This is a genomic window from Streptomyces natalensis ATCC 27448 (genome assembly GCF_000935125.1).
Lineage (GTDB): Bacteria > Actinomycetota > Actinomycetes > Streptomycetales > Streptomycetaceae > Streptomyces > Streptomyces natalensis.
Genome location: NZ_JRKI01000018.1, coordinates 137770 through 161253 on the forward strand (window position 1 = coordinate 137770; position 23484 = coordinate 161253).

At 72.6% G+C, this 23484-nt stretch carries 22 protein-coding genes and 1 riboswitch; of the genes, 16 read left to right on the forward strand and 6 right to left on the reverse strand.

Features of this window, described 5'->3' with window-relative positions; all coding sequences use genetic code 11:
- Positions 1–145 precede the first annotated feature (145 nt).
- Positions 146–691, reverse strand: a complete 546-nt coding sequence (locus SNA_RS13055) for a hypothetical protein (protein ID WP_044365061.1) — start codon at positions 689–691, stop codon at positions 146–148.
- Positions 692–995: 304 nt separating this feature from the next.
- Between SNA_RS13055 and fmt the strand changes: the two genes are divergently transcribed.
- The 13 genes from fmt (at position 996) to SNA_RS13120 (ending at position 16338) form a co-directional block, all read left to right on the forward strand.
- Positions 996–1925, forward strand: coding sequence for a methionyl-tRNA formyltransferase (gene fmt, locus SNA_RS13060; RefSeq protein WP_030067190.1), 930 nt, complete (start codon positions 996–998; stop codon positions 1923–1925).
- A gap of 101 nt (positions 1926–2026) precedes the next feature.
- Positions 2027–3466 carry an RsmB/NOP family class I SAM-dependent RNA methyltransferase gene (locus SNA_RS13065; RefSeq protein ID WP_044365063.1) on the forward strand — a complete coding sequence of 480 codons (1440 nt, stop codon included), beginning with the start codon at positions 2027–2029 and terminating at the stop codon, positions 3464–3466.
- Between the two features lie 111 nt (positions 3467–3577).
- Positions 3578–5797, forward strand: a complete 2220-nt coding sequence (locus SNA_RS13070; RefSeq protein WP_044365065.1) for an NADP-dependent isocitrate dehydrogenase — start codon at positions 3578–3580, stop codon at positions 5795–5797.
- A gap of 122 nt (positions 5798–5919) precedes the next feature.
- Positions 5920–6600, forward strand: a complete 681-nt coding sequence (gene rpe / locus SNA_RS13075) for a ribulose-phosphate 3-epimerase (protein ID WP_030067196.1) — start codon at positions 5920–5922, stop codon at positions 6598–6600.
- A 199-nt stretch (positions 6601–6799) separates the two neighbouring features.
- Positions 6800–7789, forward strand: coding sequence for a sugar-binding transcriptional regulator (locus SNA_RS13080; protein WP_044365067.1), 990 nt, complete (start codon positions 6800–6802; stop codon positions 7787–7789).
- 97 nt (positions 7790–7886) lie between these two features.
- Positions 7887–8333, forward strand: a complete 447-nt coding sequence (locus tag SNA_RS13085; protein WP_030067197.1) for a guanyl-specific ribonuclease — start codon at positions 7887–7889, stop codon at positions 8331–8333.
- On the forward strand, positions 8330–8791 hold the full coding sequence (locus SNA_RS13090; RefSeq protein ID WP_044365070.1) for a barstar family protein: 462 nt from the start codon (positions 8330–8332) through the stop codon (positions 8789–8791). The genes SNA_RS13085 and SNA_RS13090 overlap by 4 nt, the downstream gene beginning before the upstream one ends.
- Positions 8792–8967: 176 nt before the next feature.
- Positions 8968–10407: a GuaB1 family IMP dehydrogenase-related protein gene (locus tag SNA_RS13095; RefSeq protein WP_044365072.1), complete on the forward strand. Its 1440-nt coding sequence runs from the start codon at positions 8968–8970 to the stop codon at positions 10405–10407.
- A gap of 438 nt (positions 10408–10845) precedes the next feature.
- Complete coding sequence (locus SNA_RS13100) at positions 10846–12318, forward strand: amino acid permease (RefSeq protein WP_044365073.1); 1473 nt, start codon at positions 10846–10848, stop codon at positions 12316–12318.
- Between the two features lie 10 nt (positions 12319–12328).
- Positions 12329–12784, forward strand: a complete 456-nt coding sequence (locus SNA_RS13105; protein WP_030067202.1) for an Lrp/AsnC family transcriptional regulator — start codon at positions 12329–12331, stop codon at positions 12782–12784.
- Between the two features lie 124 nt (positions 12785–12908).
- Positions 12909–13523, forward strand: coding sequence for a LysR substrate-binding domain-containing protein (locus SNA_RS13110; protein WP_275042001.1), 615 nt, complete (start codon positions 12909–12911; stop codon positions 13521–13523).
- Positions 13524–13705: 182 nt separating this feature from the next.
- Positions 13706–14518 (forward strand): carbon-nitrogen hydrolase family protein, encoded by an 813-nt coding sequence (locus tag SNA_RS13115; RefSeq protein WP_030067204.1) that lies wholly within the window; start codon positions 13706–13708, stop codon positions 14516–14518.
- A 113-nt stretch (positions 14519–14631) separates the two neighbouring features.
- The gene (locus SNA_RS13120) at positions 14632–16338 is read left to right on the forward strand and encodes a flavin monoamine oxidase family protein (RefSeq protein ID WP_044365075.1); all 1707 of its coding nucleotides are present in this window, start codon (positions 14632–14634) and stop codon (positions 16336–16338) included.
- A gap of 35 nt (positions 16339–16373) precedes the next feature.
- Here SNA_RS13120 and SNA_RS13125 read toward each other — a convergent pair whose 3' ends face one another.
- The 3 genes from SNA_RS13125 to SNA_RS13135 form a co-directional block, all read right to left on the reverse strand.
- Positions 16374–17357 (reverse strand): LLM class flavin-dependent oxidoreductase, encoded by a 984-nt coding sequence (locus SNA_RS13125; RefSeq protein WP_044365076.1) that lies wholly within the window; start codon positions 17355–17357, stop codon positions 16374–16376.
- Positions 17358–17419: 62 nt separating this feature from the next.
- On the reverse strand, positions 17420–18145 hold the full coding sequence (locus SNA_RS13130) for a DUF5995 family protein (protein WP_275041999.1): 726 nt from the start codon (positions 18143–18145) through the stop codon (positions 17420–17422).
- A gap of 4 nt (positions 18146–18149) precedes the next feature.
- Positions 18150–18350 (reverse strand): hypothetical protein, encoded by a 201-nt coding sequence (locus tag SNA_RS13135; RefSeq protein WP_030067207.1) that lies wholly within the window; start codon positions 18348–18350, stop codon positions 18150–18152.
- A gap of 91 nt (positions 18351–18441) precedes the next feature.
- On the opposite strand from SNA_RS13135, the gene SNA_RS13140 reads away from it, so the two are divergent.
- A complete protein-coding gene (locus SNA_RS13140) occupies positions 18442–19827 on the forward strand; it encodes a uracil-xanthine permease family protein (protein ID WP_030067208.1) in 1386 nt (461 codons plus the stop codon).
- A 193-nt stretch (positions 19828–20020) separates the two neighbouring features.
- Complete coding sequence (locus SNA_RS13145; protein ID WP_030067209.1) at positions 20021–20509, forward strand: acyl-CoA thioesterase; 489 nt, start codon at positions 20021–20023, stop codon at positions 20507–20509.
- Between the two features lie 33 nt (positions 20510–20542).
- Here the strand turns inward: SNA_RS13145 and SNA_RS13150 are convergent, their stop codons facing one another.
- Together SNA_RS13150 and SNA_RS13155 are read right to left on the reverse strand one after the other, a co-directional pair.
- Positions 20543–20962, reverse strand: coding sequence for a hypothetical protein (locus SNA_RS13150; RefSeq protein WP_051877352.1), 420 nt, complete (start codon positions 20960–20962; stop codon positions 20543–20545).
- Between the two features lie 140 nt (positions 20963–21102).
- Entirely contained in the window at positions 21103–21876 is a 774-nt protein-coding gene (locus tag SNA_RS13155; protein WP_044365079.1) for an SDR family oxidoreductase, read from the reverse strand.
- Positions 21877–22073: 197 nt separating this feature from the next.
- Positions 22074–22204: riboswitch (FMN riboswitch) on the forward strand.
- Between the two features lie 133 nt (positions 22205–22337).
- Here SNA_RS13155 and ribD point away from each other — a divergent pair.
- Positions 22338–23483, forward strand: coding sequence for a bifunctional diaminohydroxyphosphoribosylaminopyrimidine deaminase/5-amino-6-(5-phosphoribosylamino)uracil reductase RibD (gene ribD / locus SNA_RS13160; protein WP_104531967.1), 1146 nt, complete (start codon positions 22338–22340; stop codon positions 23481–23483).
- Position 23484 lies beyond the last annotated feature (1 nt).

Here is a 23484-nt window from a genome sequence, read left to right on the forward strand (position 1 = left end):
CGGGGCTGGGCTGGTATTCGCCGGGTCTGCGGTGAGTTCCGCCCGCTCCGGGGTGAAGGCTGCGGCGCCGCCCCGGGACCGTGGTCGGCGGGCGGTCCCGGAGCGTTGGCGGACGCCGACGGACGGCCCGCTTGCGGAGCCGGGGTCAGCCGTTGCGCGGCCCGGGGAAGGCGCCCGGCCGGGCGGCGGTCTCCTCCCGGCCGGTGGCGGCCGACTGGGCGGGCATGGCGCGGGCGGCCGGGACGGACGGGGCCCCCGGCAGGCCCGCCGCGGCCACGCCGACCGTGCGGCCGGAGTGGGCCTCCGAGGGGCGCTCGGTGCCGTCCGCCGGGGGCTGGGCGGCGGCCCGGCGGGCACCGTAACGGCGGTGCACCGCCTGCTTGGTGACGCCGAGCGCCGAGCCCACCGCATCCCAGGAGAAGCCCAGCGAACGGTCGAAGTCGACCGCCGCCGTGACGAGCGTCTCGACGCTGTCGCGCAGTTCCTGGGCCAGCCGCACCGTCGGGGCCGGCGCGCGCCCGTAGACCACGAAGCCTGCGGAAGGGCCCGTGCGGCGTGGCCGGTAGACATTGCCGAGCTGGGCGGTCAGGGTGCGCAGCGCGTCCACCTGTCGGCGGACCCGCTCGATGTCCCGTACCAGGAGATGCAGGCTGGCGCGTGCCTGGGCGTCGTGGGTTGCGTGGTCGGCCATGAGCGAGCCTCTCGAACCGGCGTGAAAGAAGAAGGATGAAAGCGAGCGGGCCGCCAAGGCGGCCCGTCACAGGTCAATGCTGTTTGACCAACGCGACAGGAGCGGCTCTGGTCACGGTATGGGGGCGTACGAGCTTCCATGCGGGGCGCGGGTATGGGCGCACGCCCCCGTACCGTGCCCGGTGGACGGGGGCCGGAGCGGGCCTCGCGGTCCGCCGTACGACGCCGCATCAGGACCCATAGACTGGTGCGCCGTTCCGCTGCGTGTGATGCGCGTGAAGCATGTGAGAGGTAGTGCGCCACCCATGAGGCTCGTCTTCGCCGGTACCCCCGAGGTCGCCGTGCCCGCCCTCGATGCCCTGATCGCCTCGGACCGGCACGAGGTCGTGGCCGTGGTGACGCGTCCCGACGCGCCGGCCGGACGCGGCCGCAGGCTGGTCGCCAGCCCCGTCGCGGAGCGCGCCGAGGAGGCGGGCATCGAGGTCCTCAAGCCCGCCCGGCCGCGCGACGAGGACTTCCTGGCCCGGCTGCGGGAGATCGCCCCCGACTGCTGCCCGGTGGTCGCCTACGGCGCGCTGCTGCCCAAGGTCGCGCTCGACATCCCCGCCCAGGGCTGGGTCAATCTGCACTTCTCGCTGCTGCCCGCCTGGCGCGGCGCGGCGCCCGTCCAGCACGCCGTCCTCGCGGGCGACGAGGTGACCGGCGCCGCCACCTTCCAGATCGAGCAGGGCCTGGACTCCGGCCCGGTCTTCGGCGTGCTGACCGAGGAGATCCGGCCCACCGACACCAGCGGCGATCTGCTCACCCGGCTGGCGTTCGCGGGCGCCGGTCTGCTGACCGCCACCATGGACGGCATCGAGGACGGCACCCTGAAGGCCGTCCCGCAGCCGGCCGAGGGCATCACCCTCGCGCCGAAGATCGAGGTCGAGGACGCCAAGGTCGACTGGGCGGCGCCCGCCCTGCGCATCGACCGGCTCGTCCGGGCCTGTGCGCCCGCTCCTGGTGCCTGGACGGTCTTCCGCGGCGAACGGCTCAAGCTGATGTCCGCCGCCCTGGTGGCCGACCGCGCCGACCTGGCCCCCGGCGCCCTCGACGTCACCAAGAAGGCGGTGTACGCCGGCACCGGCAGCCACGCCGTGGAACTCCTGTGGGTCCAGCCGCAGGGCAAGAAGCCGATGAAGGCGGCCGACTGGGCCCGCGGGGTGCGCATCGAGGCGGGGGAGCGGGTGGGCTAGGCCCGGGCCGACCGGGCCGACCGACCGGACCGGTCCAGGGCGGCTGACCTCGGGCGTAGGCTGGGGCCGGACCCTTTTTCCCGTATCCGGAGCACCTTTCTGTGAGCCAGCAGCCGCCTCGCCGTCACGGCACCCGTAAGCCCTACCGCCGCCCGCAGAAGGACCCGGTCCGGGTCCTCGCGTTCGAGGCGCTGCGGGCCGTCGACGAACGGGACGCGTATGCGAATCTCGTGCTGCCGCCGTTGCTGCGCAAGGCGCGCGAGGGGGGCGATTTCGACGGCCGGGACGCGGCGCTGGCGACGGAGCTGGTGTACGGCTCGCTGCGTCGGCAGGGCACCTACGACGCGATCATCGCGCAGTGCGTGGACCGCCCGCTGCGCGAGGTCGACCCGCCGGTGCTGGACGTGCTGACCCTCGGTGCGCACCAGCTGCTCGGCACCCGCATCCCCACGCACGCCGCGGTCAGCGCGAGCGTCGAGCTGGCGCGGGTCGTCCTCGGCGACGGGCGGGCGAAGTTCGTCAACGCCGTGCTGCGCAAGGTGTCCGCGCACGACCTGGACGGCTGGCTCGAACGGGTCGCGCCGGACTACGACGAGGACCCCGAGGACCACCTCGGTGTCGTCCACGCCCACCCGCGCTGGATCGTCTCGGCCCTGTGGGACGCGCTCGGCGGCGGCCGGGCCGGGATCGAGGACCTGCTGGAGGCGGACAACGAGCGGCCCGAGGTGACGCTGGTGGCGCGGCCCGGCCGGTCCACGGCCGAGGAGCTGCTGGCCGTTGTGGGCGAGGAGAGTGCGCTGCCGGGCCGCTGGTCGCCGTATGCGGTGCGGCTCGCGGAGGGCGGCGAGCCGGGCGCGCTGGACCCCGTACGCGAGGGGCGCGCCGGCGTCCAGGACGAGGGCAGCCAGCTGGTCGCGCTCGCGCTCGCCAACGCCCCGCTCGACGGCCCCGACCGCGTCTGGCTGGACGGCTGCGCGGGCCCCGGCGGCAAGGCGGCGCTGCTCGCCGCGCTGGCCGCCGAGCGCGGTGCCACGCTGCTCGCGTCCGAGAAGCAGCCGCACCGCGCCCGCCTGGTGGCCCGGGCGCTCGACGGCAACCCCGGCCCGTACCAGGTCATCGCCGCCGACGGCACCCGCCCCGCCTGGCGCGCCGGCGCCTTCGACCGCGTACTGGTCGACGTCCCCTGCACCGGCCTGGGCGCCCTGCGCCGCCGCCCCGAGGCCCGGTGGCGCCGCCGCCCGGAGGACCTGGACGGCTTCGCCCCCCTCCAGCGAGACCTCCTCCGCCAGGCCCTGACGGCCGTCCGCCCGGGCGGCGTCGTCGGCTATGCCACCTGCTCCCCCCACCTCGCCGAGACCCGCGCCGTGGTGGACGACGTCCTCAAGGGCCGCGGTGGCCCGGCCCCGCAGGCGGAACTTCTCGACGCCCGCCCCTTGATGCCCGGCGTCCCGGCCCTCGGCGACGGCCCGGACGTCCAGCTGTGGCCGCATCTGCACGGCACGGATGCGATGTATCTGGCGCTGCTGCGGCGGGTGGGCTGAACGGCCGGCCGCAGCCGACCGTGCAGACCCCTGTCGAGCCGCCCCCGATCACGAGATATCTTGATGTCGAGCAATGTTGGAGACGTGGAGAGACCTGGAGCGGAGCACCCGGTGACTGACTCGACCATCATCTATACGCACACTGACGAGGCTCCGGCCCTGGCGACGCATTCGTTCCTGCCTGTGATCCAGGCGTACGCATCGACCGCCGGCGTCACCGTGGAGACCCGTGACATCTCCCTGGCCGGGCGGATCATCGCCCACTTCCCGGAGTTCCTGGAGGAGAGCCAGCGGATCGACGACGCGCTCGCCGAGCTCGGTGAGCTGGCCAAGACGCCCGGCGCGAACATCATCAAGCTGCCGAACATCTCGGCGTCGATCCCGCAGCTGAAGGCCGCGGTCGCCGAGCTCCAGCAGCAGGGCTACGCGCTGCCGGACTACCCGGACGACCCGAAGACGGACCAGGAGAAGGACGTCCGGGCGCGGTACGACAAGGTCAAGGGCAGCGCCGTCAACCCGGTGCTGCGCGAGGGCAATTCGGACCGCCGCGCCGCGGCCGCGGTCAAGAACTACGCCAAGGCGCACCCGCACCGGATGGGTGCCTGGACGCCCGAGTCGAAGACGAACGTCGCGACCATGGGCGCCGACGACTTCTGCTCCACCGAGAAGTCCGCGGTGATCGGCGAGGCCGGTGCGCTGCGCATCGAGCTGCACGGGGACGACGGCAGCACCACCGTGCTGCGCGAGTCGGTGCCGGTGCTGGCGGGCGAGGTCGTGGACGCGTCCGTCATGCGCGTCGGGGCGCTGCGGGAGTTCCTGAGCGCGCAGGTCGCCCGCGCCAAGGCCGAGGGCGTGCTGTTCTCCGTGCACCTGAAGGCCACGATGATGAAGGTCTCCGACCCGATCATCTTCGGCCACGTCGTACGGGCCTTCTTCCCGAAGACCTTCGCCGAGCACGGTGCGGCGCTGGCCGCGGCCGGGCTGACCCCCAACGACGGGCTCGGCGGCATCCTCAAGGGCCTGGAGTCGCTGCCCGAGGGTGCGGCGATCGCGGCGTCCTTCGAGGCCGAGCTGGCCGAGGGCCCGGAGCTGGCGATGGTCGACTCCGACCGCGGGATCACCAACCTGCACGTCCCCAGCGATGTGATCGTCGACGCCTCGATGCCGGCCATGATCCGTACCTCCGGCCACATGTGGGGCCCGGACGGCAAGGAGGCCGACACCCTCGCGGTCATCCCCGACAGCAGCTACGCGGGCATCTACCAGGCCGTCATCGACGACTGCCGCGCGCACGGCGCCTACGACCCGGCCACGATGGGCTCGGTGGCGAACGTCGGTCTGATGGCGCAGAAGGCCGAGGAGTACGGCAGCCACGACAAGACCTTCGAGATCCCCGCGACGGGTACCGTCCGGGTCGTCGACGAGGCCGGCAACGCCGTGCTGGAGCAGGTCGTCAGCGCCGGGGACGTCTTCCGGATGTGCCAGACCAAGGACCTGCCGATCCAGGACTGGGTCAAGCTCGCCGTCACCCGCGCCCGCGCGACCGGCGACCCGGCCGTGTTCTGGCTGGACGAGGGCCGGGCGCACGACGCCGGCCTGATCGCCAAGGTCAAGCAGTACCTCCCCGAGCACGACACCGAGGGGCTGCGGATCGAGATCATGGCGCCGGTCGACGCCTGCACGTTCTCCCTGGAGCGCATCCGCCGCGGCGAGAACACCATCTCGGTCACCGGCAACGTGCTGCGTGACTACCTGACGGACCTGTTCCCGATCCTGGAGCTGGGCACCAGCGCCAAGATGCTCTCCGTCGTGCCGCTGATGAACGGCGGCGGGCTGTTCGAGACCGGCGCCGGCGGCTCGGCGCCCAAGCACGTCCAGCAGCTGGTCAAGGAGAACTACCTGCGCTGGGACAGCCTGGGCGAGTTCCTCGCGCTGGGCGTCAGCTTCGAGCACCTCGCGCAGACCACGGGCAACGCCCGCGCCCAGGTGCTCGCCGACACCCTCGACCGCGCGACGGGCACGTTCCTGGAGAACGACAGGTCGCCCAGCCGTCGCCTCGGTGGCATCGACAACCGCGGCAGCCACTTCTACCTCGCGCTGTACTGGGCGCAGGAGCTGGCCAAGCAGACCGATGACGCGCAGCTCGCGGAGGCGTTCGGGCCGCTGGCCAAGACGCTGACCGAGCAGGAGCAGACCATCGTCGACGAGCTGATCGCGGTGCAGGGCTCCCCGGCCGAGATCGGCGGCTACTACCAGCCCGACCCGGCCAAGGCCACGGCGGTCATGCGCCCGTCGCAGACCCTCAACCAGGCGCTGGCGACCCTCGCCTGAGGCAGCCGCACGGCGCAGGTTCCGCCCCGGCCGGGGTTCCCGGCCGGGGCGGTTCCGTGTGCGCACGGGCCCGCTGCCTGCCCGCCTCCGTCGCGCACCGGGCCGCAGTCCATACTGGTGGCATGGCCTTGATCAACCCCAGCATCCTGTCCGCCGACTTCGCTCGCCTCGCCGAGGAGGCGAAGGCCGTCGAGGGCGCCGACTGGCTGCACGTCGACGTCATGGACAACCACTTCGTCCCGAACCTCACGCTCGGCGTGCCGGTCGTCGAGTCGCTGCGCAAGGCGACGGACACCCCGCTCGACCTGCATCTGATGATCGAGGACCCGGACCGCTGGGCGCCGCAGTACGTCGAGGCCGGGGCCGGGTCCGTGACCTTCCATGTGGAGGCCGCGGCGGCGCCCGTACGGCTGGCGCGGGAGATCCGGGCCAAGGGCGCGCGGGCGTCGATGGCGCTCAAGCCCGCCACCCCGATCGAGCCGTACGAGGATCTGCTGCCCGAGCTCGACATGCTGCTGATCATGACCGTGGAACCGGGCTTCGGCGGCCAGGCGTTCCTGGACATCATGCTGCCCAAGATCCGCCGGACCCGTGAGCTGATCTCGAAGCACGGCCTTGAGCTGTGGCTCCAGGTCGACGGCGGGGTCTCCGAGGCCACCATCGAGCGGTGCGCGGAGGCGGGCGCCGATGTGTTCGTGGCGGGTTCGGCCGTCTACGGTGCGGACGATCCGGCCAAGGCGGTACGGGAACTGCGGGCGCAGGCCGAGGCGGCGACTCCGGCCGGCTGGGGCTGCGCGCACTGAGACGTGTGAGGCGTATGGGGCGGGCGGTCTGCCCTTGGGCGGACCGTGCCGTGGGTTGTCCGAGGCGCAACCGAGCGTTCATGGCCGTCGAGGCGGTCATGGTCCCCGTACACCTCCGGTTTCTGAAAGGATGAGCAAAGACTCGATCAGATGCGCAAAAGGGGAGAATTTCGTGGTAGCCAGCCGCCCACAGTCCGGAATGGGCCCCGCCGAGCTGGTGCAGGCGGCGGCGATGGCCCGCCGCTTCTATCTTGAGGGCAAGTCCAAGATCCAGATCGCGGACGAGTTCGGCGTCAGCCGGTTCAAGGTCGCCCGCGTCCTGGAGACGGCCCTGGAGCGCGATCTCGTACGGATCGAGATCCGGGTGCCCTCCGAACTCGACGCCGAGCGCTCCGATGCGCTGCGGGCCCGCTACGGCCTGCGGCACGCCGTCGTCGTCGAGTCGCCCGCCGACGCCTCCGAGGACGCCGCGGATCCCGAGAACCTCGGCGAGGTCGCGGCCGACCTGCTGGGCGAGCTGGTTGCCGAGGGCGACGTCCTGGGCCTGGCCTGGGGCCGGTCCACCATCCATATGGCGGCCGCCCTGCACCGGCTCCCGCCGTGCACCGTCGTCCAGCTGACCGGCGTCTACGACGCGGGCACCGCCGACCGCGGTTCGGTCGAGGCGGTCCGCCGCGCGGCCGATGTCTCCGGCGGCGAGGCGCACCCGATCTACGCCCCGATGCTGCTGCCCGACTCGGCGACCGCCGAGGCGCTGCGCCGCCAGACCGGCATCGCCCGCGCGTTCGAATACTTCGACAAGGTCACCGTCGCCTGCGTCTCCATCGGCTCCTGGGAGCCGGGCGTCTCGACCGTCTACGACATGCTCAGCGAGGAGGAGCGCGAGCACTACGCCTCGCTGGGCGCGGCCGCCGAGATGTCCGCGCACCTCTTCGACGCCGAGGGCCGCCGTATCGGCCGCGACCTGGGCGAACGCTGTATCACCGTGGAGGCGGACCGGCTGCGCCGGATCCCCGAGGTGGTGGCCATCGCCGGCGGCCGGCGCAAGGCCGCGGCGATCGGCGCGGTGCTGCGCTCCGGCCTGGTCACCAGCCTGGTGACGGACACCGCCGCCGCCGATCACCTGCTCCTGGAGACCGGCCCCGGCCCGCGCCCCGCCCTCGACCGGGCCGACCCCGACGGGGCCTGACGGGGCTTCACCGGGCCCACCGCCGCCGCGCCGCCGCCCGCGCCGCCCGCCGGACACCGGCAGGCAGCGCGGGCGCGCCTGTGACAGCATCGGCGCCATGGTGATCCCCTCCGCCCCGCGCCGGGCCGCGGCCCTCCTCGGTGCGCTGCTCGCCGGGCTGCTGCTGGTGCTCACCGGATGCTCCACGGGGGCGGGCCAGAAGGGGAGTTCACCGGGCGCGCGGGCGCCGGCCTCCCGTACGGCCGGCACACCCGGCTGGGCCAACGGCATGCCCGCGGTCGCCGCAGGCGCGCTGCCCGCCCAGGCGCGCGCCACCCTCCGGCGCATCGACGCCGGCGGGCCCTTCCCGTACCGCCAGGACGGGACCGTCTTCGGCAACCGCGAACGGCGGCTGCCCGCGCAGCCGCGCGGCTACTACCACGAGTACACGGTGCCCACCCCGGGCTCGCCGGACCGCGGCGCCCGCCGCCTGGTCACCGGCGACCACCGGGAGACGTACTACACCGACGATCACTACCGGACGTTCAGGGCGGTGCTGCGATGAGGACTGCGCAAGATGGCGGCGGACCGGTACCCCGGCCGCTGGCGGCCGTGCTCGACGGCAGTACGCCGCCGGGCGTGCTGACCTGGCCCGCGGACCGGCCGGTGGCCGATGCGCTGGCCGCGGCCCGGGACGCGGGGTGGAGCGGCGCGGCGCTCGACCTCGAAGGGGCCCTGGACAAGGCGGAGTTCATGGAACGCTGCGCCCGCGCGCTGCGGCTGCCGCAGTGGTTCGGCCGCAACTGGGACGCGCTCGCCGACTGTCTGACCGATCTGTCCTGGTGCCCCGCCGTGGGCGGCCGGCTGCTGGTCCTCACCGGCTGGCAGGGGTATGCGTCGGCGGTGCCCGAGGAGTGGAGCGTCTTCGAGGAGGTGCTCGCCGACGCGGTGGGCCACTGGCGCGGAACGGACACCGGACTCGTCGTGATCATGGCGCGCGGGGCGGCGCGGCGCGGCTCGTAGGAACGCCCAGGGGAGGCGGTCCGGCCCTCGTCGGAGTACACCAAAAGGGAACGCCGGTTCGTCGCTTCACGTGGGGATGAGCGATGATGTCCTAGGAGCCGCAGCCTGACCCGGGGTTCGGTTCGGTGCTGACTCCCCACCGGCCCAGACGTAAAACCGCAGGTGAGAGAGCCAGTATGCGTTTCCTGAACGATGCGAAGCCGCCGTACGACCTGACGTACGACGATGTGTTCATGGTGCCCAGCCGTTCCGCGGTGGGCTCCCGGCAGGCGGTGGATCTGTCCGCGCCCGACGGAACCGGCACCACCATTCCTCTGGTCGTCGCCAACATGACGGCGATCGCCGGCCGCCGGATGGCCGAGACCGTCGCCCGCCGTGGCGGCCTGGTCGTCATCCCTCAGGACATCCCGCTGGACGTCGTCACCGAGGTCGTGACCTGGGTCAAGCGCCGCCACCTGGTCCTGGACACCCCGATCGTGCTGTCCCCGGTCTCCACCGTCGCCGACGCCCTGTCGCTGCTGCCCAAGCGGGCGCACGGTGCGGGCATCGTCGTCGAGAGCGGCCGTCCGGTCGGCGTGGTCACCGAGCACGACCTGGCCGGGGTGGACCGCTTCACCCAGGTCTCCGAGGTGATGTCCAAGGACCTGCTCGTCCTGGACGCGGACATCGACCCGCGCGAGGCGTTCAACCGCCTCGACGCCGCCAACCGCAAGCTTGCCCCGGCCGTCGACGCGGACGGCATGCTCGTCGGCATCCTGACCCGCAAGGGCGCGCTGCGCGCCACCCTCTACACCCCCGCCACCGACGCCGAGGGCAAGCTGCGCATCGCCGCCGCCGTCGGCATCAACGGCGATGTGGCGGGCAAGGCCAAGGTGCTGCTGGAGGCCGGTGTGGACACCCTCGTGGTGGACACCGCGCACGGCCACCAGGAAGGCATGATCAACGCGGTCAAGGCGGTGCGCGCGCTGGACCCGCAGGTCCCGATCGTGGCGGGCAACATCGTCGCCGCCGAGGGCGTCCGCGATCTGGTCGAGGCCGGCGCGGACATCATCAAGGTCGGCGTCGGACCGGGCGCGATGTGCACCACCCGCATGATGACCGGCGTGGGCCGGCCGCAGTTCTCCGCGGTGCTGGAGTGCGCCGCCGAGGCGAAGAAGTACGGCAAGCACGTCTGGGCCGACGGCGGCGTGCGCCACCCCCGCGATGTCGCCATGGCGCTGGCCGCCGGCGCCTCCAACGTCATGATCGGCTCCTGGTTCGCCGGCACCCTGGAATCGCCCGGCGACCTCCAGCACACCGCCGAGGGCCGCCCGTACAAGGAGAGCTTCGGCATGGCCTCCGCCCGTGCGGTGCAGCGCCGTACGAGCGAGGAGTCGTCCTACGACCGTGCCCGCAAGGGCCTGTTCGAGGAGGGCATCTCCACCTCGCGGATGTTCATCGACCCGGCCCGTCCCGGCGTCGAGGACCTGATCGACTCGATCATCGCCGGTGTCCGCAGCTCCTGCACCTACGCGGGTGCGGGCTCCCTGGAGGAGTTCGCCGAGAAGGCCGTGGTCGGGGTGCAGAGCGCCGCCGGTTACGCCGAGGGCAAGCCGCTGCACAACAGCTGGAACTGACGCCTCCGTCGAGCGGCCCCGCACCCTTCAAGGGTGCGGGGCCGCTCGCATGTCCGGGCCCGGCCGCCGTCCCGGGGGCGCGTCCACATGGTGGACGCCTTTACGCAATGATCAACCGCGCTTCGGGGCGGTGCGCAACGATCCTCCGCGGTTGCGCAAGGAACCCGCATTACGGCAGGTCAAGGCCGCCCCGTAAGGTCGTCGCCGTACGTGGAGTGGCGGGGACCGCCTGCTCGGCGGTCTCCCCCCTTGCGGGCTGCTTCGGCATGCCCGCGGTGCGAACCGCTGCCGGTCGCCGCCGTCCCTCTCCGTCCCGGGAATCCGTCACCTCCGCCAGGGGGACAGCGACCCGCCCGTACGGACCCGTCATCGGAATCCGTCGACGGAATCCCCGACCAGGATTCCGCAGCCGACCGGCAGCGATAAAGGAGCCCCCCAGTGTTGGAGCACGGCGCCGCCCCGCCCGCAGCGGACAGCGACACCCGACCGCCCACCCCCGCCGGTCTCGGCACCGGCGTGCTGCGCCGCAAGCCGGTCGAACGGCTGGTCGCCGAGGGCGGCCAGGGCGAGGGCGGGACGCTGCGCCGCTCGATGGGCGTCTGGCAGCTGACCATGATCAGCATCGGCGCCACCCTCGGCACCGGCATCTTCGTCGTCCTGGGCCAGGCCGTCCCGGACGCCGGGCCCGCGGTCATCCTCTCCTTCGTCCTCGCCGGTATCACCGCGCTGTTCTCCGCGCTGTCCTACGCGGAGCTGGCCGGCACCATCCCGGTCTCCGGCTCGTCGTACTCCTACGCCTACGCCACCCTGGGCGAGCTGATCGCCTGGGTCTGCGGCTGGTGTCTGATCCTGGAGTACGGGGTCTCGGTCGCGGCCGTGGCCGTCGGCTGGGGGCAGTATCTGAACGAACTGCTCAACGGCGTCTTCGGGTTCACCATCCCCGACGCGCTCTCCGCGCCGCCCGGTGACGGCGGCATCTTCAACCTCCCGGCGCTCCTGGTGGTCATGCTCGCCATGGTCTTCCTGCTGGGCGGCGCCAAGGAGAGCGCCCGCGCCAACACGATCATGGTGGCCGTCAAGATCGTCGCGCTGCTGCTGTTCTGCGGCGTCGCGCTCCAGGGCGTCCGCGCCGGGAACTACGCAAACTTCATGCCGCTGGGCATGACGGGCGTCAGCGCCGCGGGCGCCACCCTCTTCTTCTCCTACATCGGCTTCGACGCCGCCTCCACGGCCGGCGAGGAGGCCAAGAACCCGCAGCGCGATCTGCCGCGGGCGATCATGCTCTCGCTGATCATCGTCACCACGCTGTACTGCCTGGTCGCCGCGATCGCGGTCGGCGCGATGCCGTGGCAGAAGTTCAAGGGCTCGGAGGCCGCCCTGGCCGGGATCATGAAGGACGTCTCCGGACAGGACTTCTGGGCCGTGCTGCTCGCCCTCGGTGCGGTCGTCGCCATCGCCAGCGTCGTCCTGACCGTCCTGTACGGCCAGACCCGCATCCTGTTCGCGATGTCCCGGGACGGCCTGGTGCCCAAGGTCTTCTCCAAGGTGCACGCCAAGAGCGGCGCGCCCCGCGCCAACACCGTGATCGTCTCGCTGTTCTGCGGGGTGCTCGCCGCGGCGATCCCGCTGGGCCAGCTGGCCGACGCCACCAGCATCGGCACGCTCTTCGCCTTCGCACTGGTCAACGTGGCCGTCGTGGTGCTGCGCTACAAGCGCCCCGACATGCCGCGCAGCTTCCGTACGCCACTCTCCCCGCTCTTCCCCGTCATCGGCTTCATCCTCTGCATCGGCATGATGGTCAGCCTCGACGTCGTGACCTGGATCGTCTTCGGGGTCTGGATGGCCGTCGGGCTTGTGGTCTACTTCGGTTACGGCAAGCGCCGCTCCCGATTGGCCCCGGCAGAGAAATGATCCACCCGCAGTGCGACTGAACGATCTCGACGAACGCATCGTCCACGCCCTCGCCGAGGACGCCCGCCGCAGCTATGCCGACATCGGCCAGGAGGTCGGGCTCTCCGCCCCGGCCGTCAAACGGCGGGTGGACCGGCTGCGGGCCGAGGGGGCGATCACCGGATTCACCGTACGGGTCGATCCGGCCGCCCTCGGCTGGGAGACCGAGGGGTTCATCGAGCTCTACTGCAGCCGCAACACCTCGCCCGAGGCGATCCACCGCGGCCTGTCGCGCTACCCGGAAGTGGCGTCCGCCTCCACCGTCACCGGTGACGCGGACGCCATCCTCCAGGTCTTCGCCGCCGATATGCGCCATTTCGAGCGCGTCCTGGAGAAGATCGCGGGCGAACCGTTCGTGGAGCGCACCAAATCGGTGCTGGTGCTCTCGCCGCTGCTGCGGCGGTTCGGGTCGGGGGCGCCGGGGTAGGGGCGGCCTCCCCGGGCGGGCGCGACCCCCGAGGGCGGTTCCGCTCGGGCCGTCATGTCCGCCGGGAGCCGGGGCGCTGTGCCCCGGGTCCAGACGATGCGCAGCGCCGAGGTTCGTCACCGCCATCGGCCCGCTGCTCGTCGCCCGGGTCGCCGAGCAGGCGCCGGGGGTGGTGCTGCGTTTCCTCGGCGAGAGCCATATCGACGTGCCGATGCTGCGCGACGGCGCCGCGGACCTGGAGCTGGGCGTCATCGACAGCCGCGAGCCGGAGATCCGAACCCAGGAGCTGTTCACCGAACACGGAGTCGCGGTGGTGCGCGAGGGCCATCCGCTCACCACCGGCAAGCTCACCGCGCGCCGGTACGCCGACGCCCCGCATCTGAACTTCTCCCGCCGCGGACGGCTGACCGGCCCCATCGACGCGGCGCTCGCCGCCCGCGGACTGCGCCGCAAGGTGGTCGCCACCGTCCCGACCTTCGCCGCCGCGCTGATGATGATCCGCGACAGCGACGCCGTCGGCCTGGCCAACGAGCGCACCGCGGCCTCCACCCTCCGCGCCCTGGGCCTGCGCACCCTGCCGGTCCCGCTCGACCTGCCGCCGATGACCATGGAGATGGCCTGGCACCCGCGCCAGGACGCCGACGCCGGACACCGCTGGCTGCGCGGGCTGGTGCGCGCGGTGCTGGCGGAGGCGGTGGGGGACCTGGCGGGGGAGAGGCCGGCGGGGCAGGGGGCATGAGCCCCGCGGGCCCGCGGGTGCCCGCATGACGTCCCCGCCCGGCTCGCGCAATGAATCGCCGCCGAGCCGCAAAAACACGCAACGATTCCTCCGTCAGCACGCAACGGCGGAACCTTGTCCCAGGTCAAGGGCGCCCCGTACCGTCAATGCGTCCCGCCCGCACCGCACCGCCGAGGGGTTCCATGCCGTCCCTGCACACCGCCCTGCTCCAGAGTTCGGGACGGCCCGGCGACGTGGCGCACAATCTTCGGATACTGCACGACGCGGCCCGCGAGGCCGCCGCCACCGGTGCCGGGCTGCTCGTCTGCCCCGAGCTGTTCCTGACCGGCTATGCCATCGGCGACGGCGTCCGGCGCCTCGCCGAGCCCGCCGACGGGGAGAGCGCCCGCGCCGTCGCCCGGACCGCCGCCGAGTACGGCATCGCGGTCCTCTACGGCTACCCGGAGCGCGGTGGGGCCGACGACCCGGACGGCGCCGTCTACAACGCCGCCCAGCTGATCGGCCCCGACGGCGGCCGCCTGGCGAACTACCGCAAGACGCATCTCTTCGGCTGCTTCGAGCGCGAGTGGTTCACCCCGGGCGATCAGCCCGTCGTCCAGGCCGAGCTGTCCGGCGCCCGGATCGGCGTGCTGATCTGCTACGACGTCGAATTCCCGGAGAACGTCCGGGCGCATGCGCTGGCCGGTACGGATCTGCTGCTGGTGCCCACCGCGCAGATGCACCCCTTCCAGTTCGTCGCCGAATCCGTCATCCCGGTGCGCGCCTTCGAGAACCAGATGTATGTCGCGTACGTCAACCGGGTCGGCCAGGAGGGCGAGTTCGAGTTCGTCGGGCTCAGCACCCTGGCCGGACCCGACGGTGTGGTCCGCACCCGCGCCGGCCGTACCGAGCAGCTGGTGCGGGCCGATGTCGACCTCGCCTTCCTGAAGGAATCGCGGGCGGACAACCCCTATCTGCACGACCGGCGGCCGGAGCTCTACGGCCCGCTGACCTGAGCCCCGCCCCCCACCGCCCGTCCCCTCCGAAGTCCCCTGACGCGCCGCGGTCACGCCCGCCCCGGCCCGCCCTGCTCGCCCCGCCCTGCTCTGCCTGCAAGGAGTACGCCCCGATGACGTCCACGGTGCCCACCGCCGCCCACCACGCGGATGCCCAGCCGCCGATCACCATGTTCGGCCCGGACTTCCCGTACGCCTACGACGACTTCCTCGCGCACCCCGCGGGCCTGGGGCAGGTTCCCGCCACCGAGCACGGCAAGGAGGTCGCGGTCATCGGCGGCGGCCTCTCCGGGATCATCACCGCCTACGAGCTGATGAAGATGGGCCTCAAGCCCGTCGTCTACGAGGCGGACCAGATAGGCGGCCGGCTGCGCACCGTCGGCTTCGAGGGCTGCGACCCGTCACTGACCGCCGAGATGGGCGCGATGCGCTTCCCGCCGTCCTCCACGGCGCTCCAGCACTACATCGACCTGGTCGGCCTCAAGACCAGTCCGTTCCCCAACCCCCTTGCCGAATCCACCCCGTCGACGGTCGTGGACCTCAAGGGGGAGTCCCACTACGCCGAGACCGTGGACGACCTGCCGCAGGTCTACCGCGATGTCGCCGCCGCCTGGAACGCCTGCCTGGAGGAGGGCGCGGACTTCTCCGACATGAACCGCGCGCTGCGCGAGCGCGATGTCCCGCGCATCCGCGAGATCTGGGCCCGTCTCGTCGAGAAGCTCGACAACCAGACCTTCTACGGCTTCCTCTGCGAGTCGTCGGCCTTCACCTCCTTCCGGCACCGCGAGATCTTCGGCCAGGTCGGCTTCGGCACCGGCGGCTGGGACACCGACTTCCCCAACTCCATCCTGGAGATCCTGCGGGTCGTCTACACCGAGGCCGACGACCACCACCGCGGCATCGTCGGCGGCAGCCAGCAGCTCCCGCTGCGCCTGTGGGAGCGCGAGCCCGCGAAGATCGTGCACTGGGCGCCGGGCACCTCGCTCTCCGCGCTCCACGACGGGGCGCCGCGCCCGGCCGTGACCCGCCTGCACCGCACCGCGGGCAACCGCATCACGGTCACCGACGCCTCCGGCGACATCCGTACCTACGAGGCCGCCGTCTTCACCGCGCAGTCCTGGATGCTGCTGAGCAAGATCGCCTGCGATGACGCGCTGTTCCCCATCGACCACTGGACGGCGATGGAGCGCACCCACTACATGGAGTCGTCCAAGCTCTTCGTCCCCGTCGACCGGCCGTTCTGGCTGGACAAGGCCGTCGACGACAGGGGAAATCCGACGGGCCGGGACGTCATGTCGATGACGCTGACCGACCGGATGACCCGCGGCACCTACCTCCTGGACGACGGGCCGGACAAGCCCGCCGTCATCTGCCTCTCGTACACCTGGTGCGACGACAGCCTCAAGTGGCTGCCGCTGAACGCCAACGAACGGATGGAGGTGATGCTCAAGTCGCTGTCGGAGATCTATCCGAACGTCGACATCCGCAAGCACATCATCGGCAACCCGGTCACCGTCTCCTGGGAGAACGAGCCCTACTTCATGGGCGCCTTCAAGGCCAACCTCCCCGGCCACTACCGCTACCAGCGTCGCCTGTTCACCCACTTCATGCAGGACCGCCTCCCCGAGGACAAGCGCGGCCTCTTCCTCGCGGGCGACGACATCTCCTGGACGGCGGGCTGGGCCGAGGGCGCCGTGCAGACCGCGCTGAACGCGGTCTGGGGCGTGATGCACCACTTCGGCGGCGCCACCGACGCGACCAACCCCGGCCCCGGGGACGTCTACGACGAGATCGCGCCGGTCGAGCTGCCCGAGGACTGAGTCGAGCCGCCCGAGGGCTGACCGGGGCCGTACGGCTACAGGCCGGCCGCGCGGATGCGGGCGTACAGCTCGGTGGCGAGGTCGGCCAGTTCCCTGCCGTCGCGGCAGCACCCCTGGAGATCCAGCAGGATCTCGCGGGCGCCGGCCTCGGCGGCCCCGGCCAGGTCGCCGAGGATCTGCTCGGGGCTGCCGGAGTACGGGCGGCGCTCCGCCTCCCGCAGCGGCGCCCCGGACGGCTCGACGGCCACCCGCATCGCGACATCGAGGGCCGCCGTGCGGCCGTAGCGCTCCGCCGTATCGGTCAACTGCCCGAGCAACGGGGCGAGTTGGTCCCCGGTGAGCGGGCCGGGCAGCCAGCCGTCGGCGCGCCGCGCCACCCGCTCCAGGGCCCGGCCGCCGGTCGCGGCCAGATAGACGGGGATCGGACGGGCGGGGCCGGGGGCGGCGGATGACGGCACGGGGACCGGACGGGCGGATCCGGGGCCCATGGAGGCGGGCGCGGGGGTGGCGCGGCCGTCCTGACGCCCGTCCTGACGCCCTTCCGGACCGGCCCCCCAGACAGCCGCGCAGACATCCAGCAGCTCCTCCAGCCGTGCGTCCCGGTCTCCGAACTCGGTGACCCGGGTGCCCTGGTGCTCCTCCCGCGACCAGCCGGTGCCGAGCCCCGCCAGTACCCGGCCGCCGGACGCCGCGTCCAGCGTCGCCAGCGTCCGTGCGAACGGAAACGGTGCATGCGGCCCAAAGGCCAGCACCCCGCCGCCCAGCCGGACCCGGCCGGTGACGGCGGCGGCCAGCGACAGGGCGACCAGCGGATCGGGCCCGTGGCGGCAGGTGCCGGGCCAGGGCAGCCCCGGCACCCGGTACAGGTCGTCCAGCGGCTCCAGCGAGAAGGCCGCCCGCTCGAAGACCCATACGCTGTCGAAACCGGTCCGCTCCGCCGCCCGCGCCACTTCGAGCACATCGCGCCGAGGGTCGTACCGCGCCAGCTGTGGGAGGCCCAGTCCGAGCCGTAACGTCATGGCCGCACCCTACGACGGGGGATGCCGCGGCGGTACGGGTACCGGGGCGGCCGGGGCAGTCCTCAGTTCAGCGGGGTGAGCAGGCACCGCCCCACCAGCCCCACGCTCGCATCCAGCCGCTCGGCGAACTCCTCGGCCACCTCCGGCAGCCGCCGCGCGCCCCACAGCATCCGCGCCGCGGCCCAGGCGGCGTCCCGGGCCATCTCCAGGCTCCAGGAACCGGCGATATGGGTGAGCGGATCGGCGATGTCCAGCAGATCGGGGCCGGGCATCAGGCTCTCCCGGATCCGCTCCTCCAGCCCGGTCAGGACCACGCCGATCCGGTCGAAGTCGCCTTCCAGGTCCGGCGGTTCGCACTCCAGCGCCCGGCAGGCGTCCACCACCGCCAGCGCCAGGTCATGGCCGATGTGCGCATTGATCCCGGCGAGCGCGAACTGGAGCGGGCGGACGCCGGGATGGCGGCGCAGCTGGAAGAGCGGACGCCAGCAGGCGGGCGGCCGCCGGCCCGCGGCCGCGGCGTCCACCGCGGCGAAATAGCGGCGGGCGAAACACAGGTCCAGCTCGCCCGCGGCCCCCGGATCGGCGAATCCCCCGTCCTCGATGCGCCGCACCACCGCTTCGGTGACGGTGAGATAGACGCGGTTGAACACGGCCACCCCGTCCCCGGCGGGCAGCGCCGCGTCCAGGTCCCGCATCCGCGCCAGCACCCCGCCCACATCCGCCACCGCGGCGGGCACCGGCCGCCGGGGGCCGGGCGGCCACGGTCCCCGTTCCTGAGTCGTCGTCATCCGCTCAGCGTGACACCGGCCCACGCACCGGCGGCCCGTGCCGCGACCCGGTGCCCTGAACGGCGTACCGGCCGCGGGGTCTCATCTGCTTGTCGGCCTGGGCGCGTTGCTCGGTGCGGCTTTTCGGCTCGGCCGCCGTCCAGTGGGCCGCGATCGAGCAGATCCGGGCCGCCGCGACCGCGTCTTCCCAGATGCCGTCGTCCACGTTCCCTCTCCGGTTGTCCGGACGCAGTTGTTCGACTATGAATCACCTCGGCTCTGTGACGTGCAGGGCGTCGCAGATGTGGAGAGTGATCATGGCCGGCTTCGGGTGGAAGCTTCATGGAGACGGGCGACACCTGAAGCCGGGGGAGGTGGTCAAGCCCGGGGAACGCCTCACGTGGGGGCGGACGATCGCGCTCGGCGCCCAGCATGTGGTGTCGATGATCGGCGCATGTTTCGTCGCCCCGGTGCTCATGGGTCTGGACCCTGGTCTCGCCCTCATGGCATCGGGTGTCGCAACCGTGCTGTTCCTCGTGATGACCCGCGGACGCATCCCCAGTTACCTGGGTTCGTCCCTCTCCTTCGTGGGCGTATCCGCTGTGATCGCGGGCCAGGGCGGTGACGTCGGCACCCTGACGGGCGCGATGCTCGTGGTGGGCGTCTGCCTGGCCGCCTGTGGCTTCGCCATCCATGTCCTCGGGCCTCGCGTGGTCCACGCAGTACTCCCGCCCACGGTGACCGGTGCGGTCGTCATGCTGATCGGCTTCAACCTCGCCCCCGTCACCGCCTCCACCTACTGGCCCCAGGACCAGTGGACGGCCCTGGCGACGATGCTCTTCACGGGCCTGGCCCTCGTCGTGCTCCGCGGCTTCTGGTCACGTATCGCGATCTTCCTGGGCCTGGTCTTCGGCTATGCGCTGTCCTGGATTCTCGATCGGACCGCGGGAAGGATCCATTCGGTCAACGGTGCGGGCAAGCTCACGGACCACTGGCGCATCGACTTCTCCGGTGTGGAGAAGGCCGACTGGATCGGCCTTCCCACGTTTCACGCACCGAACTTCTCGGCCTCCGCGATCCTCGTCGCACTGCCCGTCCTGGTAGCGCTGATCGCCGAGAACGCCGGGCACATCAAGGCGGTCGGCGCGATGACCGGTGACCCGCTGGAAGACAAGATGGGCATGGCCATCGTCGCCGACGGCACGGCGACGGTTCTGTCGACCGCGGTCGGAGGCCCGGCCACCACGACATACGCGGAGAACATCGGCGTGATGGCCGCGACCCGGGTCTACTCGACCGCGGCCTACTCCGCCGCGGCGGCCTTCGCCGTGCTGTTCGGTATCTGCCCGAAGTTCGGCGCCGTGGTGGCGGCGATTCCGGGCGGGGTGCTGGGCGGTATCACCGTCATCCTGTACGGCATGATCGGTCTGCTGGGCGCCCAGATCTGGGTGCGGAACAAGGTGGACTTCACCGTGCCGCTGAACCTCATCCCCGCCGCGGCCGGCATCATCATCGCCATCGGCGGCGTCTCGCTGAAGTTCACAGCGACCTTCGAACTCAGCGGCATCGCCCTGGGGACGCTCATCGTGCTCACCGGCTACCACTCCCTGCGCTGGCTCTCGCGCGTGGCGGGCCAGAGCCGCACGCCGCTCCTCGACGGTGGGACCGGCGATTTCGACGGGTCCACCGACCGGAACGACTGAGGCGTGCCACGGCCTTTCGCGGCCACGGCCGGCCTTCGCCCCTCGCTCGATCACCCCAGGGCTCGCAGGCTGACGTCGCTTGGTTCCGGACGTACCTGGCCGCAACCCGGCGGAGAACCTGTACTAAGCGGCCGCTTACGATGGGTGGTGTCCCGTCCCGCACACCACCGCACGTACCCCAGGAGCACCACCCGTGAGCGTCGAATCCCTCCAGGCCGCCGACCCCGCCCCGGACGCCGTCCCCTACGGCCGGCTGGTCCCCGTCACCGTCCACTTCGACGACCTCGACGCGCTCGGCATGCTGCACAACTCCCGCTATCCGCTGCTGGTCGAGCGCGCCTGGGGCGAGTACTGGCACGCCCAGGGTTTCTCCTTCGACGGCGACTGGGCCGCCGCGGGGGACATGTGCAACGTCATCAAGGAGATGCGCCTGGCCTACGAACGCCCGATCACCCGCGCCGGCCGCTACGCCGCCCACCTCTGGATCGAACGCCTCGGCCGCACCGGGCTGACCTACGGCTTCCGGGTCTGCTCGGCCGACGGCACCGAGACCTATGCCCAGGGCCACCGGGTCCTGGTCCGCGTGGACTTCGCCACGATGCGCCCCACCCCGTGGTCGGACCGCGCCCGCGCAACAGCCGACGCCCTACGACGCCCGGAGGCGGCGGCGGAGGCCGCCTGAGCCTCGGCCCCCCGAGCCCACCATCCGCCCGCGTCACCGTCCGCAGCGGCGGAGGGCCTCCCGTACGGCCATCACGCCGGCCTGCCGGAATCCCCGCTCGTGGGAGTCGACTTCGTGCCAGACGGCCTCGGTGACGGTGCACCAGGCCGCCGGCCGGATGTCCGGCGGCAGCGCGCGCAGGGCCTGGGTGACGCCCTCTTCCAGCGCCTGTGCCAGGTCGTCCGGCAGCCACTCCCGCGGGTAGCGGGAGCGGCCGCTCAGATCCCGGTTGTGCTGCCGGTCGCGTACCGGCCAGTCGAAGGCGACGGGGGCGAACTCCTCGTCCGGCAGCGGTTCGAAGTCCAGGGTGACGATGGCGAACGGGCCGCCGCACGAGGTCTGGCAGACGTGCCTGATGCGGACGTTGCGCACCGGTTCCGGCGGGAAGCGGAAGGGCTCGGCTGCGGTGGTCATGGCTGCTCCTGGGCAACGGCGGGTGGGTGACGGCGCCGCCCGGAAGCGTCCCAGGTCACCGGCCGGCGCCGCCAGGTGTTTCTCCGCCGCGGGCAGCAACCAGACCGCCGTCACGAGGACCAACTGCCCGGCACCGGGCGTCAGTTGGGTGTCCCTCCCCGCTCCGCCAGGAACTCCGCATAGGTGCGCGTCCCGTCCGCATGCTCCGGGGTGAGGATCCCGCCCCGCCGCAGTGCGGCGAACGTCCCGCCCGGCAGCCACAGGGGCATCAGCAGCCGGCGCCGTCCGCCCGCCTCCAGGGTGGCCCGGACCAGGTCCCGGGCGTCGAGCACCTCGGGTCCGCCGAAATCGGCGACCCGTCCGGCCGGTGCGCCGGCCGCCAGCCCGGCCAGCCGGACGGCGACCTCCCGGACGTCGACCGGCTGCACCCGCACACCCGCCGGCACCGGCAGTACCGGCGAGCGCGCCCCCGCCTTCACCAGCATCAGCACCAGATCGTGGAACTGCGTGGTGCGCAGCACGCTCCAGCCGAGCCCGGAGTCCTCGATCAGCCGCTCCACCGCGAGCTTGGCGCGGTAGTAGCGCAGCGGGACCCGGTCGATGCCGACGATGGAGATGTAGACGAGGTGCGGCACGGCGGCCGCCTTCGCGGCGTCGATCAGCCGGCCCGCCGCCTCGGTGTCGCCGCCCGCCGGGGCCGTGGCGCAGTGCACGACGGCGTCCACCCCGGCCAGCGCCTCGTCCAGCCCGGTGCCGTCGCGCAGATCGACCGCGTACGAGCGCAGCCGCGGTCGCTCCCGGCCGGTGTGCGGCCGCCGGCTCAGCGAGCGCACATCATGGCCGTCGCCGAGCAGCCGGTCGATCAGGGGCCGTCCGAGCGTGCCCGTGCCGCCGGTCACCAGAATTGTCGCCATGTGCAGATCAGTCCTCGGAAGGGGATGCCAGCAGGGGCAGAAGTGGATGTGAGGTGGGGTTTCCCACTGTGACGACGCAGGCGCCCCGTCCGTGACGACCGACGCGCCCGCGCCCCCTGTGAGCCACCCCACAGGCCCTCGCCCGCATGGCCGACGATCAGTCGTGGCAGACTGAAGCTGTACTGACATAAGAGCAGCAGCGCACTCCGGGGTCGGTGTAATTCCGAACCGGCGGTTACAGTCCGCGACCCGTCCGCAGCCAGCGGCCGGTTGAGCAGGTGAAATTCCTGCACCGACGGTGAAAGTCCGGATGGGAGGCAGTGCGCGGCGGGCGAGCTCGGTACACCGCCGTCGGCGGCGCGTCCGGTCGTATCCGGACGGGTTCGACGCCTTCCGGTTCGGTGTCCCCGTTGCTCCGTTCCCGTTTTCTGTCGTCCAGACAGCCCCGGAGTCCGTGCCCGATGAGGCAGGAGGACCCGGTGGCCACCGCAGCCCCCGATGAGACCGCGGCGATGCGCCGAGCCCTTGAGCTCGCGGCGCGCGGCCTGGGGCACACCAGCCCGAATCCGGTCGTCGGCTGCGTCGTCCTGGACTCCGCGGGCCGTACGGCCGGCGAGGGCTGGCACCAGCGCGCCGGCGGCCCGCATGCCGAGGTCCATGCCCTGCGCGCGGCCGGCGAGCGGGCCCGCGGCGGCACCGCCGTCGTCACCCTCGAACCCTGCAACCACACCGGCCGCACCGGCCCCTGCGCCCAGGCGCTCATCGACGCCGGAATCGCCCGGGTGGTCTACGCCGTCGCCGATCCCGACCCGACCGCCACCGGCGGCGCCGTCACCCTGGCCGAGGCCGGGGTGGACGTCGAGGGCGGTCTGCTCGCCGACGAGGCCGCCGCGGGCAACGAGGCATGGCTGACCGCCGTGCTGCGCCACCGCCCGTTCGTGCTGTGGAAGTACGCCGCCACCCTTGACGGCCGGATCGCTGCCGCCGACGGCACCAGCCGCTGGATCTCCTCGCCGCAGTCGCGCGCCGACGTCCACCGGCTGCGCGCCGCGGCCGATGCGGTGATCGTCGGCTCCGGCACCGCCCGCGCCGACGACCCGCAGCTCGGCGCCCGGATCGCCGGACTGTCCGACGACGAGATCAGCCAGCCGCTGCGGGTCGTCGTCGACTCCGGCGCCACCGTCGTCAAGGCCGGCGCCCGCGTCCTGGACGGCACCGCGCCCACCCTCATCGCCGTCGCCGAGGACGCGGACGCCGCCCACCTCGACGGCCTCGCCCCGCTGCTGCGGCTGCCGCGCGCCGCCGGCGGCCGCGGCCTGGACATCCCCGCACTGCTCAAGGCCCTGTACGCGCGCGAGGTGCGCTCCGTACTCCTCGAAGGCGGGCCCACGCTCGCCGGGGCCTTTCTCGCCGCCCACGCCGTCGACAAGGTCGTCGGCTATCTGGCGCCCGCCCTGCTGGGCGCCGGACCGGCCGTCCTCGCCGACGCCGGAATCACCACCATCAGCCAGGCGTTGCGGCTCGACGTGACCGACACCGAACGGCTCGGCCCCGATCTGCGCATCACCGCCACCCCCATCCGTCCCGCCCTTCCCGAGGAGAACTGAC

What these genes read in the sequence shown, in the direction of transcription:
- SNA_RS13055 (WP_044365061.1), bottom strand. Translation starts at nt 691, where the DNA reads ATGGCCGACCACGCAACCCACGACGCCCAGGCACGCGCCAGCCTGCAT.
- fmt (WP_030067190.1), top strand. Translation starts at nt 996, where the DNA reads ATGAGGCTCGTCTTCGCCGGTACCCCCGAGGTCGCCGTGCCCGCCCTC.
- rpe (WP_030067196.1), top strand. Translation starts at nt 5,920, where the DNA reads ATGGCCTTGATCAACCCCAGCATCCTGTCCGCCGACTTCGCTCGCCTC.
- SNA_RS13080 (WP_044365067.1), top strand. Translation starts at nt 6,800, where the DNA reads ATGGGCCCCGCCGAGCTGGTGCAGGCGGCGGCGATGGCCCGCCGCTTC.
- SNA_RS13085 (WP_030067197.1), top strand. Translation starts at nt 7,887, where the DNA reads ATGGTGATCCCCTCCGCCCCGCGCCGGGCCGCGGCCCTCCTCGGTGCG.
- SNA_RS13090 (WP_044365070.1), top strand. Translation starts at nt 8,330, where the DNA reads ATGAGGACTGCGCAAGATGGCGGCGGACCGGTACCCCGGCCGCTGGCG.
- SNA_RS13095 (WP_044365072.1), top strand. Translation starts at nt 8,968, where the DNA reads ATGCGTTTCCTGAACGATGCGAAGCCGCCGTACGACCTGACGTACGAC.
- SNA_RS13115 (WP_030067204.1), top strand. Translation starts at nt 13,706, where the DNA reads ATGCCGTCCCTGCACACCGCCCTGCTCCAGAGTTCGGGACGGCCCGGC.
- SNA_RS13120 (WP_044365075.1), top strand. Translation starts at nt 14,632, where the DNA reads ATGACGTCCACGGTGCCCACCGCCGCCCACCACGCGGATGCCCAGCCG.
- SNA_RS13125 (WP_044365076.1), bottom strand. Translation starts at nt 17,357, where the DNA reads ATGACGTTACGGCTCGGACTGGGCCTCCCACAGCTGGCGCGGTACGAC.
- SNA_RS13130 (WP_275041999.1), bottom strand. Translation starts at nt 18,145, where the DNA reads ATGACGACGACTCAGGAACGGGGACCGTGGCCGCCCGGCCCCCGGCGG.
- SNA_RS13140 (WP_030067208.1), top strand. Translation starts at nt 18,442, where the DNA reads ATGGCCGGCTTCGGGTGGAAGCTTCATGGAGACGGGCGACACCTGAAG.
- SNA_RS13150 (WP_051877352.1), bottom strand. Translation starts at nt 20,962, where the DNA reads ATGACCACCGCAGCCGAGCCCTTCCGCTTCCCGCCGGAACCGGTGCGC.
- SNA_RS13155 (WP_044365079.1), bottom strand. Translation starts at nt 21,876, where the DNA reads ATGGCGACAATTCTGGTGACCGGCGGCACGGGCACGCTCGGACGGCCC.
- ribD (WP_104531967.1), top strand. Translation starts at nt 22,338, where the DNA reads ATGAGGCAGGAGGACCCGGTGGCCACCGCAGCCCCCGATGAGACCGCG.